The following is a 17,391-nucleotide window of genomic DNA, read 5'->3' as shown; positions in this document are numbered from 1 at the left end:
AAAAAGGAAGGAAAGTATTAATATCGCGCATAAGAACGCCGGTTTGGTAGATGTGTTTGCTCGCACGAACATCATCAATCAAATCGGCGTTCTTGTTTCTGTGTTTCCCGGGATTCCGTGAAGAACCAATAAAAAGCCCCTGGCACCGATGAGGTGCCAGGGGCTTTTTATTGGTCGGTCTGTCAGGCTCGGTCGCGCGCCAGCAACGGTTTCAAATAATAACCGGTGTGTGACTGCGACATCTCGGAGACTTGTTCCGGCGTACCCACCGCAATGATCTGACCACCCTTGGAGCCACCTTCCGGCCCCAGGTCCACCAGCCAGTCGGCGGTCTTGATCACATCAAGGTTATGCTCGATCACCACCACGGTGTTGCCGTGATCGCGCAGGCGATGCAACACATCCAGCAACTGTTGGATATCCGCAAAGTGAAGGCCGGTGGTCGGCTCATCGAGGATATACAGGGTTTTACCCGTATCGCGCTTGGACAGCTCGCGAGACAGCTTCACCCGTTGCGCCTCACCACCAGAAAGCGTGGTCGCCGACTGGCCCAGCTTGATATATGACAGCCCCACATCCATCAGCGTCTGCAGCTTGCGCGCCAGCGCCGGAACTGCGTCGAAGAACTCCCGCGCTTCCTCGATTGTCATTTCCAGGGTTTCGTGGATGTTCTTGCCCTTGTATTTGACCTCAAGGGTTTCGCGGTTATAGCGCTTGCTCTTGCACACATCGCATGGCACGTAGATGTCCGGCAGGAAGTGCATCTCCACTTTGATCAGGCCGTCGCCCTGGCAGGCCTCGCAGCGACCACCCTTGACGTTGAACGAGAAACGCCCCGGCCCATAGCCCCGCGAGCGGGATTCCGGCACGCCGGCGAACAATTCGCGAATCGGCGTGAACAGCCCGGTATAGGTCGCCGGGTTGGAGCGTGGCGTACGGCCAATCGGGCTTTGATCGATATCGACCACCTTGTCCAGATGCTCCAGGCCCTTGATGCTGTCGTGTGCCGCGGCTTCCAGTGTGGTCGCGCCATTCAGGGCGGTGGCGCTCAGCGGGAACAGCGTGTTGTTGATCAGCGTGGACTTGCCTGAGCCGGATACACCGGTCACGCAGGTCAGCAGGCCCAGCGGAATTTCCAGGTCGACATTGCGCAGGTTGTTGCCACGCGCGCCCTTGAGGTGCAGCGCCATCTTCTTGTTACGCGGCGTGCGCTTGGCCGGCACCTGTATTTTCACGCGGCCAGACAGGTATTTGCCGGTCAGCGAATCCGGGTGAGCCATCACTTCGGCAGGGGTGCCTTCGGCGACAATATGCCCGCCATGCACGCCGGCGCCCGGGCCGATATCGACCACATAGTCCGCCAGACGGATTGCATCTTCATCGTGCTCGACCACGATCACCGTATTGCCAATATCGCGCAGGTGTTTCAACGTTCCCAGCAGACGATCGTTGTCGCGCTGGTGCAAGCCAATGGACGGCTCATCAAGAATGTACAACACGCCGACCAGGCCTGCGCCAATCTGACTGGCCAGACGAATCCGCTGGGCCTCACCACCCGACAGCGTATCGGCGCTGCGATCCAGCGACAGGTAGTCCAGACCCACGTTGACCAGAAACTGCAGACGCTCGCGAATTTCCTTGAGAATCTTGTCGGCAATTTCCCCGCGGCGGCCGGTCAGCTTGAGACCGCCAAAGTACTCGCAGGCATCACCGATCGGCAGGCCGGTCACTGCCGGCAAGGTTTTTTCACCGACCCATACATGGCGCGCTTCGCGACGCAGGCGAGTGCCACGGCAATCCGGGCACGGCTGGGTGCTGAGAAACTTCGCCAGCTCTTCGCGCACGCTTGCGGACTCGGTCTCACGGTAGCGACGTTCAAGGTTCGGTACGATGCCCTCGAACGGGTGCGAGCGCTTAACGATATCGCCCCGGTCGTTGAGGTATTTGAAATCGACGTTCTGCGAACCGCTGCCGGTGAGGATTACCTTCTGCTGGTCCGCCGGCAGTTGGTTGAACGGCACTTCCAGGCTGAACTTGTAGTGCGATGCCAACGAGCCGAGCATCTGGAAGTAATAGACGTTACGCCGGTCCCAGCCGCGTATCGCCCCCTCTGCCAGTGTCAGTTCGCCATTGACCAGCCGCTTGATGTCGAAAAATTGCTTCACCCCCAGGCCGTCACAGGTCGGGCAGGCGCCAGCCGGGTTGTTGAAGGAAAACAGCTTGGGTTCCAGCTCACTGATGGCATGCCCGCAGACCGGGCAGGCGAAGCGTGCCGAGAAGATGATCTCTTCGCCTGGTTCGTCGTCCATGGGCGCTACCAGGGCGATACCGTCCGCCAGCTTCAGCGCTGTCTCGAAAGACTCTGCCAGGCGCTGCTGCAGGTCGGCGCGTACCTTGAAGCGGTCGACCACCACATCGATGGAGTGCTTCTTCTGCTTGTCGAGCTTCGGCGCTTCGTCCAGCTCATAGAGCTTTCCGTTGATCCGCGCGCGTACGAAACCTTGGGCTCGCAGCTCTTCGAATACGGAAAGATGCTCACCCTTGCGCTCGCGAATCACCGGCGCCAGCAGCATCAGCTTGGCGCCTTCCGGCAGGGCCAGCACCAGGTCGACCATCTGGCTGACGGTCTGGGCTTCCAGCGGAATGTCGTGATCCGGGCAGCGGGGAATGCCCACCCGTGCGTAGAGCAGACGCAGGTAGTCGTAAATTTCAGTGATGGTGCCCACGGTGGAGCGCGGGTTGTGGGAGGTCGATTTCTGCTCGATGGAAATCGCCGGCGACAAGCCTTCAATGGTGTCGACGTCGGGTTTTTCCATCATCGACAGGAACTGGCGGGCATAGGCCGACAGCGATTCCACATAGCGACGCTGGCCTTCGGCATACAGCGTGTCGAACGCCAGGGACGATTTGCCCGAGCCGGACAGGCCGGTGATGACGATCAGTTTGTCCCGGGGCAGGGTCAGGTCAATGTTCTTCAGGTTGTGGGTTCTAGCCCCACGAATCAGGATCTTGTCCAAGATGGCCTCGCACGGCGGGCGTAAATAATGCCGGAGTATACGGCTAAAGACTGGATGAATATACACTGTCAAAAGGCCGCTTGCAGCCTTGCATGAAAGCTGCGCGGCAAAGCGCCGCATATACCCTCTCAATCGATGGGACTGGTAGAATCGCCGCCGGTTCACACGAGGTTTTTCCATGCACGATCCCCACAGCGAACGCATGAGTAGCGGCGAGACCCGAGCAGCAAGCGGTCTGGCCCTGGTGTTCGCCTTCCGTATGCTTGGCATGTTTATGGTGTTGCCGGTGCTGGCGACCTATGGAATGGATCTCGCAGGAGCGACCCCCGCACTCATCGGTTTGGCGATTGGCGCCTATGGCCTGACCCAGGCCATTTTTCAGATTCCGTTCGGGATCATCTCCGACCGCATCGGCCGCCGTCCCGTGATCTACCTCGGCCTGATCGTCTTCGCGCTCGGCAGCGTGCTCGCGGCCCAGGCCGATTCGATCTGGGGCGTGATCGCCGGTCGCATCCTGCAGGGTGCCGGCGCGATTTCAGCGGCGGTCATGGCGCTGCTCTCGGACCTGACCCGCGAACAGCATCGCACCAAGGCCATGGCGATGATCGGCATGACCATCGGCCTGTCATTCGCCGTGGCCATGGTGGTCGGCCCGCTGCTGACCAGCGCGTTCGGCCTGCATGGGCTATTCCTGGCCACCGGCGGCATGGCGCTGATCGGCATCGTCATCGTCGCGTTCATGGTGCCGAGTTCCACCGGCACCTTGCAGCACCGTGAATCCGGCGTGGCGCGCAAGGCGTTGTTGCCGACGCTCAAGCATCCGGACCTGCTGCGCCTGGATTTGGGTATCTTCGTATTACACGCCATGCTGATGTGCAGCTTCGTCGCCTTGCCTCTGGCGCTGGTTGAAAAAGCCGGCCTGCCCAAGGAGCAGCACTGGTGGGTCTACCTCACCGCGTTGTTGATTTCGTTCTTCGCCATGATCCCGTTCATCATCTATGGCGAGAAGAAACGCAAAATGAAACGAGTTTTGCTCGGCGCCGTCGCGACATTGATGCTCACTGAACTATTCTTCTGGCAGTTCGGCGACAGCCTGCGGGCGCTGGTGATCGGTACGGTGGTGTTCTTCACCGCGTTCAACCTGCTGGAGGCGTCATTGCCTTCGCTGATCAGCAAGGTTTCGCCGGCCGGTGGCAAGGGCACGGCGATGGGGGTGTATTCCACCAGCCAGTTCCTCGGTTCTGCGTTGGGCGGCATCATGGGCGGTTGGATGTTTCAGCATGGCGGTCTGTCGGTTGTGTTCCTTGGATGCGCCGGGCTGGCTGCACTTTGGCTGGCCTTTGCTGTTACCATGCGCGAACCTCCCTACGTCACCAGCCTGCGTGTACCGCTGTCGCCCGAGGCGATGCGCGAAGCCGGTCTGGCAGAGCGCCTGAAGGCCGTCGTTGGAGTAACGGATGCAGTAGTGGTCGCTGAAGAGGCGGCCATTTACATTAAATTGGACACCGAATTATTGGATCGCGCGACGCTCGAGCAACTGGTCAACCCAGTGCCGACAGCGCGCCCAGCCTAGGAGAACGTTATGGCCCGTGGGGTTAACAAAGTCATATTGGTCGGTACATGCGGCCAGGATCCCGAAGTTCGCTACCTGCCTAACGGTAACGCCGTGACTAACCTGAGTCTGGCGACCAGCGAACAGTGGACCGACAAGCAGACCGGTCAAAAGGTCGAGAAAACCGAATGGCACCGTGTGTCGATGTTCGGCAAGGTCGCCGAGATCGCCGGTGAATACCTGCGCAAAGGTTCGCAGGTCTACATCGAAGGCAAACTGCAGACCCGCGAGTGGGAAAAGGACGGTATCAAGCGTTACACCACTGAAATCGTGGTCGACATGCAAGGCACCATGCAACTGCTGGGCGGCCGTCCACAGGGCGACCAACAGGGCCAGGGCGGCATGTCCAACTCGGCACCGCGCCCACAGCAGTCGCGTCCACAGCCAAGCCAGCAGCCACAGCGTGAGTCGCGTCCAGCGCCACAACAGGCCGCGCCACAGCCGGCTCCGGATTTCGATAGCTTTGATGACGATATTCCGTTCTGATCAACGCCAGCGCTGACACCCAGCGCTCAAGCTGATCTCCAACGCCCCTGCGGATTGCAAAATCCCAGGGGCGTTTTCATGTGCGCTCAATAACCAGCCGCCCCCTTCAAGTGATATCGGCGCGACATCACTCTCCTTGGCGCGTTCCATACTTGTACAAAAATATATAAATGTACAACTTTCCTTAAAGTTCTGAATCTCAACGCCGACACCATGGATGAAACGTTTAGTTACCTACAAAGCGTGATTAGCCAAATGTGCCGGACAGAGCCAGGCATTTGAGAGAAAACGGACAGTTCTCACCTATAAAACCCTCCACAAACTGTCCCATTCCGGGCTGTGAGAACTGAATGAATATCCTTGCTCCTGCCGTACACCTGGCCAGCCGTTTACGTTTCCCCACCAAATTCGGCGTGCTGGCAATCATCGTGCTGATCCCTCTGGTACTGCTTGGCTCCCGTATCGTCCACCAGATCAACGACAGTCTCGACGTCATCCGCTCCGAACAATCGGGCCAACGCTATCTGTTGGACGTGACCCCTGTGCTGCGCTTGTCGATGTTGCAACGTGCACTCACCAACCGCCTGCTCAGCGGTGACAAAAGTGCCCAGCCCGATCTCTCCGCCAACCAGGCAAAGCTGGAAGATGCTTTTTCTAAACTGGCCACCACCGACCGACAGTTCAACGCCCAGCTCGAAACCGGTGACCGCGTGCAGCGCCTGCACGCCGGGGCGCAGCGCTTGATTGAATTGGCCAAGGGCGATGCCAGCCAGAGCGCTACCTTCGACGAGTGGAACGATCAACTCACCGAAACCCTGAACTTCGTTTATTACGTATCGGCCACCTCGGGCATGGTGCTCGATGAAGACTTTGCCTCGCTGTTCATGATCGACCAGAGCACCTTGCGGTTACCACGCCAGATCAATATCGTCGGCCAATTGCGCGGTCTGGCCAGCGGGCTGCATGACGGCCAAGTATTGAGTCCGGGCACGCGTGGCGTGATCAGGGCGATGCTCAAGAACGAGGTGATGATCCACAAGGAGCTCCAGCAGAGCCTGGACCTTCTGCGCCGTCGCGAGCCGGCCCTGGCTGACCGTATTCAGGCACCGATCACCAGTGCCTTTGCGAGCCTGGATGGTTTTCGCGCCGATCTTGACCTGCTGATAGGCTCCACAACCGACACCATCAGCGGCGTACAAAACCTGCCGGCCAAGGGCAACGCGGTAGTCGCCGAGTTGTACAAGGCGCAGGACACCCTGCAAGACGCACTGATGAAGACACTGGAGCGCCGCGTTCAGGAAAAAAGCGCGGAGCGTCTGCTTATCCTCGGCATGCTTGGTGGCCTTGGCCTGTTGCTGGTGTACGCCTTCAGCGGGATCTACAGCGCCATGCGCCGCACCCTCAACGATGTGTTGAGTGCCACGCAGCTGATTGCCCAGGGCGACCTGAGCACGCGTATTCCGGTGCGCGGCAACGACGAAATGGCCGATGTGGGCAATGCCCTCAACGCGATGGTGCAGGCCTTCAGTGCCTCGCTGACGCAGGTTGAACGCAGTTCGCAATCGGTGTCCGAGGCGGCCATGCGCATGGGCGTGTCCATCGACCTGGCTAAACGCTCGATGAACGTGCAGCAAAGCGAAACCGAACAAGTCGCCACGGCCATCAACGAGATGACCGCCAGCGTTGCCGATGTGGCGCAGAACACCGAGGGCGCCGCCCATGCCGCCGGGCATGCCAGCCAGTCCTCGGTCGCAGGTCTTGCGAAGATGCAGGAAACCCGCGTCACCATCGAAGCCCTGGCCGAAGAAGTGGAGCGCAGCGCGCAGAAAGTCTCCGCGCTGGCCCAGCACAGCCAGCAGATCGGCGGGGTCATTGAAGTGATCCGCAACATCGCCGATCAAACCAACCTGTTGGCATTGAACGCCGCCATCGAGGCTGCGCGTGCCGGTGAGCAGGGTCGTGGCTTTGCCGTGGTGGCGGACGAGGTCCGAACCCTGGCCTCGCGCACCCAGAACTCAACCGAAGAAATCCGCACCATCATTCAGGAGCTGCAACTGGCGACGTCCGCCGCCGTGGAGCAAATGAAGTCAGGCAAATTGCGCGCACAGGCCTGTCTTGAGTCCGCTCAAGAAGCCTCGACCAGCCTGGATGCAATCAATGATGGCGTTGAGCAGATCGTCGGCATGAACACGCAGATCGCCAGCGCGGCGGTCCAGCAACATGCCGTGTCCGAAGACATCAACCGCAACGTGACCGAAATCCGCAACGGCAGTATCACGTTGATGGAAGGTATCGAAGACAACGCAGCCACGGCGCAGGAGCTGTCGTTGCTGGCGGGTGAGCTGCGTACAGTGGTTTCGCGGTTCAAACTGTAGGGCAGGTGATCCATACGCCAATCACCCCGGCAGTTCTGGCAGACTGACCGGGGTTTTTTATTGGATAAGAAGGACACCGCGATGACCTGGTCTGCCAAGCAATACACCATGTTCGAGCAACAACGTACCCGTCCCGTGCGCGACCTGGTCGCAGCCATCCCGAATGTCGACGTGCACACCGCCGTCGACCTGGGCTGTGGCCCCGGTAATTCAACGCAAGTGTTGGCCGAGCGCTATCCACAGGCGCAGATCACCGGTATGGACAGCTCCGACGACATGTTGCTCGATGCGCGCCAGCGTCTGCCCGCCCTTGATTTCGAGTTGGCGGATATCGGCGCCTGGAACCCGGCGCGGCAGTTCGATGTGATTCTGGCCAACGCTTCCCTGCAATGGCTGCCCGACCACGCCACGCTTTACCCGCATCTGGTCAGTCACCTGACGCCGGGCGGGACGCTGGCGGTGCAAACGCCGGACAACCTGGACGAGCCTGCCCACCAACTGGCCCGCGACCTGGCGGCTCAGGGGCCATGGGCGGCGAAGATCGGCGCGGTCAAGCACAATCCACGTCACACCGCGAGCCAGTATTACGAGTTGCTGAGCCAGCACTGCAGTACCGTTGACGTGTGGCGCACCATCTACCAGCACCCGCTGGCCGACCATGCGGCGGTGGTGGAATGGTTCAAGGGGTCGGCGTTGCGGCCGTTTCTTGCGCCTCTGAGCGATGACGAAAAGGCCGCGTTCCTGCAGCAATACCACGCGCGGATTACCCAGGCCTACCCAGCCCTGAACGACGGCACCGTGCTGTTGCCGTTTCCGCGCCTGTTCATCATCGCCACTCGCTGACGCTGCACATGGCGATCACACGGCCGCCGTCTGCGCCTTCAGGTACTCATCCGCCGACACCACGCCCGCGTAACCGAACGCCAGCGCCGCCATGTACGCGTCATGCACCTGCGCCGCCGGGATGACCTTGCCATTGAATTCAAGATCCCGGGTGGCGCATGCATCATGGATCACCGTGACCTTGTAGCCCAGGTCAGCCGCCGCGCGCACCACTGCATCGATACACATATGGCTCATGCTGCCGACCACCACCACCTCGGTGATGCTGCGTTGCTCCAGCAGGGCGCGAAGATGGGTTTCGCGAAACGCATTCACGAAATGTTTAAGCACCACCGGCTCGCTGCCTTCATTGAGTGCCTTGGGGTGCAGCTGCGCACCGTCCGAGCCTGGCGTGAAGAAGGGCGCATCCTCGGCGGTGAACTCATGGCGCACATGAATCACCGCATCGCCCGCCTGGCGAAACGCCTGCAGCACCTGCGCCGCCTTGTCCGCCGCCGCCTCCACGCCGGCGAGCGGCCACTTGCCCTGGGGAAAGTAGTCGTTCTGGATATCGATCAGGATGAGCGCTTGCTTGGCCATGGTAGTGCCTCGTGATGAGTTGAGCAGCCCGGTATCTTAGCTGGCGCACTGGCCTTTCGCCCACCGGATTGGCGCGCTCGGTGTGGCTGCAATCGTGCAGAACACCATCCCCCGCAGGTGGCGTCGTGCAAAATAAAACAGGCCAAATGCTACTGCGCATTCGGCAACTGATTGATTTTAAAACCTGCTGGCTCAACTGCGCCTTGGCCTGATCCGTGCAACCTCCCGTTTACATACCTGGCAGGAAGCAAGGGGGCCGCATGACCGCGACTCAACGCAATAAACTGGTGGTCGCCCACTCCACAAGAGCAGGCGCGCCGCAGCACGAAGTCGAAACCAACCGCGCACTGGCCCGTTGGCTGGCGCAGATACTGGGGCTCAAGTTCGGCGGCAGCTTCGACCCGCAAGCCCACGCCGGGCGTGACCTGTACGTGCTTCCCACGCAGACACTGGTGGGACCGGCCCAGGCCCGCGCGCTCAACATCCGGGGCCCCGAAGACCTGTGGGGCGGCTATGTCGATCATGACTTCATCTGCACCAAAGCCATCAGCCATGGCCTGCTTGGGCCCGACGCAGCCGCGCCGCAGGGCTGGTCGCCGTTGTTCTGCGAGCTTGTCAGGCCCGTCGTGCTCGACGGCCTCAGCGTATTCGCCGTGCAGGATGCCCGGGCCGCCGCCGAGCGCCTGCTCTACAGCGGGCCGATCCGCCTGAAGCCGGTGCATGCCTGCGCCGGTCGCGGCCAGGAGGTCATTCGCAGCCTGGATGAATTCGACGCGCTGCTCAAACGCGATGGCGCCGAGCAATTGTTTCGCGATGGCGCGGTGCTTGAACAGGACCTGCACGAGGTGATCACCCACAGCGTGGGCCAGAGTTTTATTGGCGAGCATGTGTTCAGCTACTGCGGCGAGCAATATCTTACTCACGACGCAAACGGTGACGAGGTGTACGGCGGCTCCGACCTGCTGGTGGTGCCCGGCGATTACGACGACCTGCTCGCTCTTGGTCTGCCCGTCGACGTGCGCGAGGCCATCGAGCAAGCCCAGATTTTCGACAGCGCCGCCGATGAGGCCTACCCTGCTTTCTATGCGTCACGGCGTAACTACGACATCGCCCAGGGCCTGGACAGCGACGGCCAGCGCCGCAGCGGCGTGCTCGAACAGTCCTGGCGCATGGGCGGGGCCAGCAGCGCGGAAGTCGCGGCGCTGCAAAGCTTCATCAACCACCCGGGCCTGCAAGCCATCCGTGTGTCATCGGTGGAAACCTACGAGGACCAACCGCTCCCGGCAGATGCCATCGAGGTGTATCGCGGCCCGGCCGAAAACAGCGACTTTCTTCTCAAGTACGTAACGGTTAAATCTTATGACGGCTAGAAGCGAAAGCATTGCGATCGAAATAGACGACGAACAGATGAGCGGGACGTTTCTCAGTCCCAAATCCAAAGTCCCCGGCGTGCTGTTTGTGCACGGCTGGGGCGGCAGTCAGGAGCGCGACCTCGAACGCGCCAAAGGCATCGCAGGGTTGGGCTGCGTGTGCCTGACCTTCGACCTGCGCGGCCACGCTGGCGCCGGCATTCCCCTGGCCCGCGTGACCCGCGAAGACAACCTGCGCGACCTGCTGGCGGCTTACGACCGGCTGCTCGCCCACCCGGCCATCGACACTTCGGCCGTGGCAGTGGTGGGCACCAGCTATGGCGGTTACCTGGCGGCGATTCTGACCTCACTGCGCCCGGTGCGCTGGCTGGCGCTGCGGGTGCCGGCGCTGTACCGCGACGAAGAATGGCTCAAGCCCAAGCGTGACCTGAACAAGATGGACCTGATGGATTACCGCAGCACCCTGGTGCGTGCCGACACCAACCGTGCCTTGCACGCGTGTTCGGCGTTTACAGGCGATGTGCTCATCGTCGAGTCGGAAACCGACGACCACGTGCCCCATGCCACCATCATGAGCTACCGCGCGGCGTGCCAGCAGACCCACTCTCTGACGCACCGCATCATCGATGGCGCCGACCACTCGCTGAGCGATCCGGTGTCGCAGCAGGCCTACACCTCGATCCTGGTGGACTGGATTACCGAGATGGTGGTGGGTGAGCGGTTGAGCATCATCCAGGCTCGTTAATGGCGTGCCCGTTGTAATGCCATCGCGGGCAAGCCCGCGATGGCATTACATCAATCACCCACAATCAAGCCGGTGTCTTCTTCACCCGCAATGCCTTGGCCTTCGCCTCCACCCCCAAATACATCACCAACGCAATCAGCAGCGGGCAAATAAAATAAATCGCCCGATACGCAATCAACCCCGCCAGCAAGCTGCCCCGTGACGCTTCATGCTGCAGCAGGCCGATAAACACCGCTTCGAGCACCCCGAGCCCGGCCGGGATATGCGTCAACACCCCGGCGATCGCGCTGATCAGCAACACGCCCAGCACCAATGGGTAATCCAGCTTCGCCGGCAGCAGGGTGAAGATCACCGCCGCCATCAGTGACCAATTCAACGCGCCCAGCGCCAATTGCAGGCACGCCATGCGCAGCGAGGGCAGGTTGATCTCGATGCCGCGAATCGACCAGGCGCGTTTTTTCGAAAACTGGCAGGCCGCCAGGTAGCCCAGGCTGGCCAGCACCAATAGCGCGCCAATCCCCTGCAATGCCGTGGTGCTGACCTTCCACCCCGGCGGCATGGTCACCAGCCCGCTGCTGAACACCACCCCGGCGAGGGCCATGTAGCCGAACCAGTTGGTCGCCAGGCTCAGCCCAAGGATCTTGGCGATATTGCCGGTGCTCACCCCCAGCCGCGAATACAGCCGGTAACGCATGGCGATGCCGCCGACCCACGCACTCAGGTTCAGGTTGAACGCGTAGCTGATAAAACCCACCGGCAGGATCTGCTTCCAGCGCAGCGGCTGGCCGATGTAGGTGCGCCCGATCAAGTCGAAACACGCGTACACAAGGAAACTGCACAGGGTCAGCCCGGCCGCGATCAGCAGCGTGCGCACTTTAAAATCGCCCAGCGTCTGGATGACTTCGCTCCAGTCGATCCGCCGCGCGAGCATGGTGAACAGCACAATCAACAGCAGGAAGAAGGCGATGGTCAGGGGCTTTTTCCAGCGCTTGAAGCGCGAGCCTGTGTTCTCAGTCATGGGCCTGGCTCTCGAAAGGTTTCAAGCGGGGTTTGTGCGCCGGCAGCCAGCCGGTCAGCGCCGGGAAGTGGCGCATCACATGGAACACCAGGAAGCCGACAGTCAGCCGCCACAGCCACAGGCGCGGTTTGTCCTTTGCCGGGATCACCTGGCAGTGGTTTTTGCTCAGGGTCGCTAGGCTGTCGTACAGCTGCTGGTTGAACGCGCGATCGCGAATCAGCACGTTGGCTTCCAGGTTCAGCGCCAGGCTCAAGGGGTCGAGGTTGCTCGAACCCACGGTGCTCCAGTCGTCGTCCACCAGCGCCACCTTGCCGTGCAGCGGGCGCTGGCAGTATTCGTGGATCACCACGCCGTCCTTGAGCAAGTAGTCGTAGAGCATGCGCGCCGCCAGCTTGGCCAGCAGCACATCGGGCTGGCCCTGCATGATCAACTGCACCTGCACGCCGCGCCGCGCCGCGTTGCGAATTTCGCGCAGCAAACGGTAACCGGGGAAGAAATACGCGTTGGCGATCACCGCGCGTTTTTTCGCTTTGCTCAGGGCGTGGATATACGCCTCTTCGATGTCATCGCGATGCTGCAGGTTGTCGCGATAAATCAGCCGCACCAGGCCCTCACCGCTGTCGGTGGCCCACGGCGACGGTCGCTGCTGGCGGCGACGCCAGCCACGCCGCGTGCGCACCTGACGACCGCTTTGGGCCAGGGCAAAGTGATGCAGGTCAGCCACCGCCGGGCCCGTCACCTGCACCGAATAATCCTGCTTGGCCTCAGGGCCAAAATCGCCCAAGTGATCGGCCGAAAAGTTGATCCCGCCAATGAACGCGACTTCGGCGTCCACCACCACGATCTTGCGGTGCAGGCGTCGAAACCAGTTGGTGCGAATACCCAGGGTCTTGGACGCCGGGTCGAACATCTGCACCATCACCCCGGCGTCCGCCAGCGTCTTGAGAAACGCCGCGCTCAGCTCGCCGCAGCCGAAGCCATCAAGGCTCACCACCACCTTCACGCCACGTTGGGCCGCCTCGATCAGAATGCCTTGCAGCTCATGGCCGACCTTGTCCTCAAACAGGATAAACGTCTCCAGCAGGATCTCCCGCTGCGCTGCGCGCATGGCGTCGAACACCCTGGGGAAGTACGCCTCGCCGTTTTCCAGCAATTCAATCTGGTTGCCGCTTTGCCAACCGTAATCCAGGTCGCGGGCCTTGGCTTCGTCCGGCGGCTGATCGGTCGCGATATGCTCCACCGCACTGTTCATAGCTCAATCTCCACCGACAGCGGCACATGGTCTGACAGATGGGACCAGGGCCGGGTATTCAGCACGCGCGGGTTATGCACCTTCACGTTGCGCACGTAGATGCGGTCCAGCGCCAGCAACGGCAAGCGCGCAGGAAAGGTGCGCGCATGTTTGCCCGTGGCCTGCATGAACACTTCCTGCAGGCCGCTCTGGCTGAGGTCGGCACGCTGGCGCCAATCGTTGAAGTCGCCGGCGACCACCAGCGGCGCGTCGGCGGGAATCTCGCTGATGCGTTGCTCGAGCAGGCGCAGTTGCTGCTGGCGATGCACTTCGCGCAGGCCCAGGTGCATGCAAATCGCATGCACCTCCCTCCCGCTGCCGGGCAGGCGCAGCACGCAATGCAGCAGGCCACGGTTTTCATGACCGCTCTGGGATATGTCGAGGTTCTCGTAGTGCACGATCTGGAATTTCGACAGCAGCGCATTGCCATGGTCGCCATGGGGGTAGACCGCATTGCGGCCATAGGCAAATTGCGGCCAGATGCTGTCGGCGAGGAATTCGTACTGCGGCATGTTTGGCCAGTCGCTGTAGCGCTGGGGATGCTGCTCGTGGGTGCCGTGGATTTCCTGCAGGAACACCATGTCGGCACCGACACTGCGTACCGCTTCGCGCAGCTCGGGCAGGATGAAACGCCGGTTCAGGGCGGTGAACCCCTTGTGGATATTCACTGTGAGCACCGTAAGACGGGGGACGGCCACGTCTGCTGTCACCCGCGGGATCGGTTCTGGATGGGTCATGCCAGCACCCCGGGTTCAGGCAGCTGTCCGGGCGCTGTGGTCAGATGCTGATCCAGGCCAAAACGCTGCAGCAACTGGCGCGCGTCGAAAGGCGCGCGCACCTTGATGTCATTGTCGAAAAAACAGTACACATCACGTTGTTTGCGGGCGCGGGGTTTGTGCTGCGGGTCTACCAAGTGTGCATCCTCCGGTTGTTTGCCACAGGCCCACCGCTCAATGCGATCGCCCCAGCGTTCAAGGGCTTCAGGGGTGTAGCCGCTGGCGTAGAGCTCTTTGTCGCCGTGCAGGCGCAGGTACACGAAGTTGGCGGTGACGTCTTCGATATACGGCCACTTGCCAGCGGTGTCCGCCACCACCAGCGCCACGCCATATTTTTCGAGCATCTTTACGAACGCTGGTACCGCAAAGCTTTTATGGCGAATTTCCACCGCGTGGCGCAGGGCTCTCTTGCCATGGGCCTGCAGGCTCGCCTTGCCGTTCAGGCGTGGCTCATGCTGGCGGGCGAGGGCGGCGGCCTGTTGCGTGTCGCCGGGCAGTTGTTGCAGGAAGGCTTCGAGCAGCGCCGCATCGAATTTAAAGCTGGGCGGGAATTGCCACAGGATCGGCCCCAGCTTCTCCTTCAGTTCCAGCACGCCGGACGCAAAGAAATTCGCCAGCGGCGCATGCACGTCCTTGAGCCGCAGGATGTGGGTGATATAGCGCGGCGCCTTGACGCTGAACATGAAGCCATCTGGCGTATCGGCGTACCACTCGGCGTAGCGCTTTGGCGTTTGCAGGGCGTAGAACGAGCCGTTGATTTCGATGCTGTTGACGGCCCGTGAGGCAAACTGCAACTCGCGTTTCTGGGTCAGCCCCTCGGGATAGAAGTCCCCGCGCCAGGGCGTATAGCGCCAGCCGGATATGCCGATATGAATCGCCGCCATGGTTGGGTCCGTAGGAAAGAGTGCGTGGTTGGATGACTGTGACTTTTGTCGGAAAGTTTCCCGATTTCTACAAACGGCATGCTTCCAAGGAAGCAGATTCAGTGTGGGAGGGGGCAAGCCCCCTCTTACAGGGAACGATCAGGGCGCAAACCCGTCAGTTCCTTACAGACCCTTTCCCAGGAGCCCGGTGTTTTGCTGAATCTAAAGACTGTATGGCTGCTCGGCGCACTGCTGTTTTGCGGCAGCGGCGCACTCCAGGCGGCGGCGACCGCACCCGCCGCCACACCCGCCGCCGAGGCCCCGGCCAAGCCGGAGCTGCTGGTGGAAGGCGGACTGCTCGGCGCGATCAGTTCCAGCATTGACGACGTGCAGCAGAAGCTCGACCTCAATCAGAACTTCATTGACGAATGGCGCCTGCGCGCCGACCGCGCGGCCAACGAAGTCGGACGCCTGGTCAATCAGACGTCAGCCCGCTCACCGTGGAGCGTGGCCGGGGATTTCCTGCTGTTGTCCGGCGTATGGGTCGGCGCCTTTACCCTGCTGACCTTATTGGGCCGGATGATCGTGCGGCGCCTGGGCCAGCGCGCGTTTTTCGAAAGGCGCGGGCGGCTGCTGGCAGTGCTGGGCTACGTAGTGCCCTATACGATCCCGGCCCTCATCTGCCTGCCGCTCACCCTGTACGTCAGCCATTTTCTCGCCACCTCGGTGGGCCGCGCACTGGCGCTGTGTCTGGCCTACGCCACCAGCAGCGGCATCTTTTCCACTTCGATGCTGCTGTGCGTCATCGTCATGTTCAACGTGGGTCACAAGCGCCCGGCGGTGCAGATCATTCGCGACTACTGCCCCAAGCCGCTGTTCCTGATCGGCTTTCTCGCCGCCCTCAGCGATGCCTTGACCAGCCCGCAGATTGCCCGCCAATTGGGCGGCAATATCACCAGCAGCATCGCAGTGTTTACCGGGCTGTTCGCTACCGTGATCTTCGGCGTGCTGGTGGTGCGCCTGCGCCGCCCGGTTGCCCACTTGATTCGCAATCGGCCTCTGGCTCAGCGCCTCAAGCACCCGGCGTTGCAGCAATCGCTGCGCATCTTCTCGGGCCTGTGGTACTGGCCAATCCTGCTGATGGTGCTGGTCTCGGCGATCAACCTGATCGGCGCCGGCGACGATAATCAGAAGGCACTGCGTTGTGCGCTGTTCACCACGATCCTGCTGATTGGCACGGTGTTTCTCAGCACGGTGCTGCAACACCTGTTCAAGTCGCGCAGCCAGGTGGCGATCCAGCGCAGCAGCGCCTACAAGGAGCGCTTCCTCAGTTTGCTGCATGCGATCCTGCGCATCGTGATGGCCGTGGCCTTTATCGAAGTGCTTGGGCGTATCTGGGGCGTGTCGTTGTTCGAATTCGCCGAGCGCAACTCGATCGGGCGCGCTATCAGCGACTCGCTGAGCAGCATCGGCCTGATCCTGCTGATGACGTGGCTGTTCTGGGTGGTGCTCGACACGGCGATTCAGGAAGCGCTCAAACCCCCGGTCAATAAACGCTCCAGTCGCCAGCCCAGCACGCGGGTCAAGACCATCCTGCCGCTGCTGCGCAATGCGGTGAAGATCATCCTGGTGGTGATCTGCGCCATTACCACCATGGCCAACCTGGGCATCAACGTCGCTCCGCTGCTGGCGGGTGCCGGGGTGGTGGGCCTGGCCATCGGTTTCGGCTCCCAGCAACTGGTGCAGGACGTGATCACTGGCCTGTTCATTATCATCGAAGACACGCTGTCGATCGGCGACTGGGTGGTGCTCGACTCCGGCCACGCCGGCACTGTCGAAGGCCTGACCATCCGCACCCTGCGCCTGCGCGACGGCAAGGGCTTCGTGCATTCGGTGCCGTTCGGGCAGATCAAGGCGGTCACCAACCAGTCGCGACAATTTGCCTACGCGTTCTTCTCGGTGCAGTTCACTTACGACACCGATGTGGACAAGGCCGTGGAGCTGATTCAGGAAGCGGGGCAGTCGATCCGCGACGACGCGTTCCTCAAGTACAACCTGCAAGGCCCGCTGGAAGTGTTCGGCGTCGACAGGATGGACCTCAACGGCGTCGTGCTCACCTCACAGTTTCGCACCGTGTCGGGCGGGCAATATGCAGTCAGCCGCGCGTTCAACCAGCGGTTGAAAAAGCTTGTGGATAACTGTGACGAAGTGCATTTCGCGCAAACTTATCCACAGCAGGTCTTGTTGCCCAAGCGGGTGGGGCAGGCTGAAGAGGCGGTGGCGATAACCGAGCAGCCGCGTAGCCAGTAGAGTTTATATCGCCTGTGCTGGACTCTTCGCGGGCAAGCCCGCTCCCACATTGGATCGGTTCACCTATCGAACTATGTGAACCCAGTCCAGTGTGGGAGCTGGCTTG

13 protein-coding genes are annotated in these 17,391 nt (G+C 61.3%); 7 read left to right on the top strand and 6 right to left on the bottom strand.

Going from position 1 to position 17,391, the window contains the following annotated elements:
* Positions 1-182: 182 nt before the first annotated feature.
* The gene (uvrA, locus tag TU75_RS17140) at positions 183-3,017 is read right to left on the bottom strand and encodes an excinuclease ABC subunit UvrA (RefSeq protein WP_003232439.1); all 2,835 of its coding nucleotides are present in this window, start codon (positions 3,015-3,017) and stop codon (positions 183-185) included.
* A 178-nt stretch (positions 3,018-3,195) separates the two neighbouring features.
* On the opposite strand from uvrA, the gene TU75_RS17135 reads away from it, so the two are divergent.
* From TU75_RS17135 to tam, 4 genes are all read left to right on the top strand, one after another.
* A complete protein-coding gene (locus TU75_RS17135) occupies positions 3,196-4,590 on the top strand; it encodes an MFS transporter (RefSeq protein WP_015373071.1) in 1,395 nt (464 codons plus the stop codon).
* A 9-nt stretch (positions 4,591-4,599) separates the two neighbouring features.
* Positions 4,600-5,115 carry a single-stranded DNA-binding protein gene (locus TU75_RS17130; RefSeq protein WP_003232445.1) on the top strand — a complete coding sequence of 172 codons (516 nt, stop codon included), beginning with the start codon at positions 4,600-4,602 and terminating at the stop codon, positions 5,113-5,115.
* 350 nt (positions 5,116-5,465) lie between these two features.
* The gene (locus tag TU75_RS17125; RefSeq protein ID WP_060549582.1) at positions 5,466-7,490 is read left to right on the top strand and encodes a methyl-accepting chemotaxis protein; all 2,025 of its coding nucleotides are present in this window, start codon (positions 5,466-5,468) and stop codon (positions 7,488-7,490) included.
* An 81-nt stretch (positions 7,491-7,571) separates the two neighbouring features.
* Entirely contained in the window at positions 7,572-8,333 is a 762-nt protein-coding gene (tam, locus tag TU75_RS17120; protein ID WP_060549581.1) for a trans-aconitate 2-methyltransferase, read from the top strand.
* A 15-nt stretch (positions 8,334-8,348) separates the two neighbouring features.
* Here tam and TU75_RS17115 read toward each other — a convergent pair whose 3' ends face one another.
* Entirely contained in the window at positions 8,349-8,912 is a 564-nt protein-coding gene (locus TU75_RS17115) for a cysteine hydrolase family protein (protein ID WP_060549580.1), read from the bottom strand.
* A 260-nt stretch (positions 8,913-9,172) separates the two neighbouring features.
* Between TU75_RS17115 and TU75_RS17110 the strand changes: the two genes are divergently transcribed.
* Positions 9,173-10,282, top strand: coding sequence for a DUF3182 family protein (locus tag TU75_RS17110; RefSeq protein ID WP_060549579.1), 1,110 nt, complete (start codon positions 9,173-9,175; stop codon positions 10,280-10,282).
* Positions 10,272-11,027, top strand: coding sequence for an alpha/beta hydrolase family protein (locus TU75_RS17105; protein WP_003232456.1), 756 nt, complete (start codon positions 10,272-10,274; stop codon positions 11,025-11,027). The genes TU75_RS17110 and TU75_RS17105 overlap by 11 nt, the downstream gene beginning before the upstream one ends.
* A 64-nt stretch (positions 11,028-11,091) precedes the next feature.
* Here TU75_RS17105 and TU75_RS17100 read toward each other — a convergent pair whose 3' ends face one another.
* From TU75_RS17100 to TU75_RS17085, 4 genes are read right to left on the bottom strand one after another with little or no spacing between them, the layout of a single operon-like run.
* Complete coding sequence (locus TU75_RS17100) at positions 11,092-12,045, bottom strand: lysylphosphatidylglycerol synthase domain-containing protein (protein ID WP_003232459.1); 954 nt, start codon at positions 12,043-12,045, stop codon at positions 11,092-11,094.
* Complete coding sequence (gene clsB / locus TU75_RS17095) at positions 12,038-13,297, bottom strand: cardiolipin synthase ClsB (protein ID WP_060549578.1); 1,260 nt, start codon at positions 13,295-13,297, stop codon at positions 12,038-12,040. The genes TU75_RS17100 and clsB overlap by 8 nt, the downstream gene beginning before the upstream one ends.
* Positions 13,294-14,073, bottom strand: coding sequence for an endonuclease/exonuclease/phosphatase family protein (locus TU75_RS17090; RefSeq protein WP_060549577.1), 780 nt, complete (start codon positions 14,071-14,073; stop codon positions 13,294-13,296). Before TU75_RS17090 ends, clsB begins: the two co-directional genes overlap by 4 nt.
* On the bottom strand, positions 14,070-14,996 hold the full coding sequence (locus tag TU75_RS17085) for a DUF72 domain-containing protein (RefSeq protein ID WP_060549576.1): 927 nt from the start codon (positions 14,994-14,996) through the stop codon (positions 14,070-14,072). Before TU75_RS17085 ends, TU75_RS17090 begins: the two co-directional genes overlap by 4 nt.
* A 192-nt stretch (positions 14,997-15,188) precedes the next feature.
* Here TU75_RS17085 and TU75_RS17080 point away from each other — a divergent pair, with 192 nt between their 5' ends.
* Positions 15,189-17,285, top strand: a complete 2,097-nt coding sequence (locus tag TU75_RS17080; protein ID WP_060549575.1) for a mechanosensitive ion channel domain-containing protein — start codon at positions 15,189-15,191, stop codon at positions 17,283-17,285.
* The last annotated feature ends 106 nt before the right edge of the window (positions 17,286-17,391 follow it).

The sequence above is a fragment of the Pseudomonas poae genome (assembly GCF_001439785.1).
GTDB classification, from domain to species: domain Bacteria; phylum Pseudomonadota; class Gammaproteobacteria; order Pseudomonadales; family Pseudomonadaceae; genus Aquipseudomonas; species Aquipseudomonas poae.
The sequence above is the reverse complement of the archived record's forward strand: the minus strand, read 5'-3'. Positions and strand labels throughout refer to the sequence as shown.

What these genes read in the sequence shown, in the direction of transcription:
- TU75_RS17135 (WP_015373071.1), top strand. Translation starts at nt 3,196, where the DNA reads ATGCACGATCCCCACAGCGAACGCATGAGTAGCGGCGAGACCCGAGCA.
- TU75_RS17130 (WP_003232445.1), top strand. Translation starts at nt 4,600, where the DNA reads ATGGCCCGTGGGGTTAACAAAGTCATATTGGTCGGTACATGCGGCCAG.
- TU75_RS17125 (WP_060549582.1), top strand. Translation starts at nt 5,466, where the DNA reads ATGAATATCCTTGCTCCTGCCGTACACCTGGCCAGCCGTTTACGTTTC.
- tam (WP_060549581.1), top strand. Translation starts at nt 7,572, where the DNA reads ATGACCTGGTCTGCCAAGCAATACACCATGTTCGAGCAACAACGTACC.
- TU75_RS17115 (WP_060549580.1), bottom strand. Translation starts at nt 8,912, where the DNA reads ATGGCCAAGCAAGCGCTCATCCTGATCGATATCCAGAACGACTACTTT.
- TU75_RS17110 (WP_060549579.1), top strand. Translation starts at nt 9,173, where the DNA reads ATGACCGCGACTCAACGCAATAAACTGGTGGTCGCCCACTCCACAAGA.
- TU75_RS17105 (WP_003232456.1), top strand. Translation starts at nt 10,272, where the DNA reads ATGACGGCTAGAAGCGAAAGCATTGCGATCGAAATAGACGACGAACAG.
- TU75_RS17100 (WP_003232459.1), bottom strand. Translation starts at nt 12,045, where the DNA reads ATGACTGAGAACACAGGCTCGCGCTTCAAGCGCTGGAAAAAGCCCCTG.
- clsB (WP_060549578.1), bottom strand. Translation starts at nt 13,297, where the DNA reads ATGAACAGTGCGGTGGAGCATATCGCGACCGATCAGCCGCCGGACGAA.
- TU75_RS17090 (WP_060549577.1), bottom strand. Translation starts at nt 14,073, where the DNA reads ATGACCCATCCAGAACCGATCCCGCGGGTGACAGCAGACGTGGCCGTC.
- TU75_RS17085 (WP_060549576.1), bottom strand. Translation starts at nt 14,996, where the DNA reads ATGGCGGCGATTCATATCGGCATATCCGGCTGGCGCTATACGCCCTGG.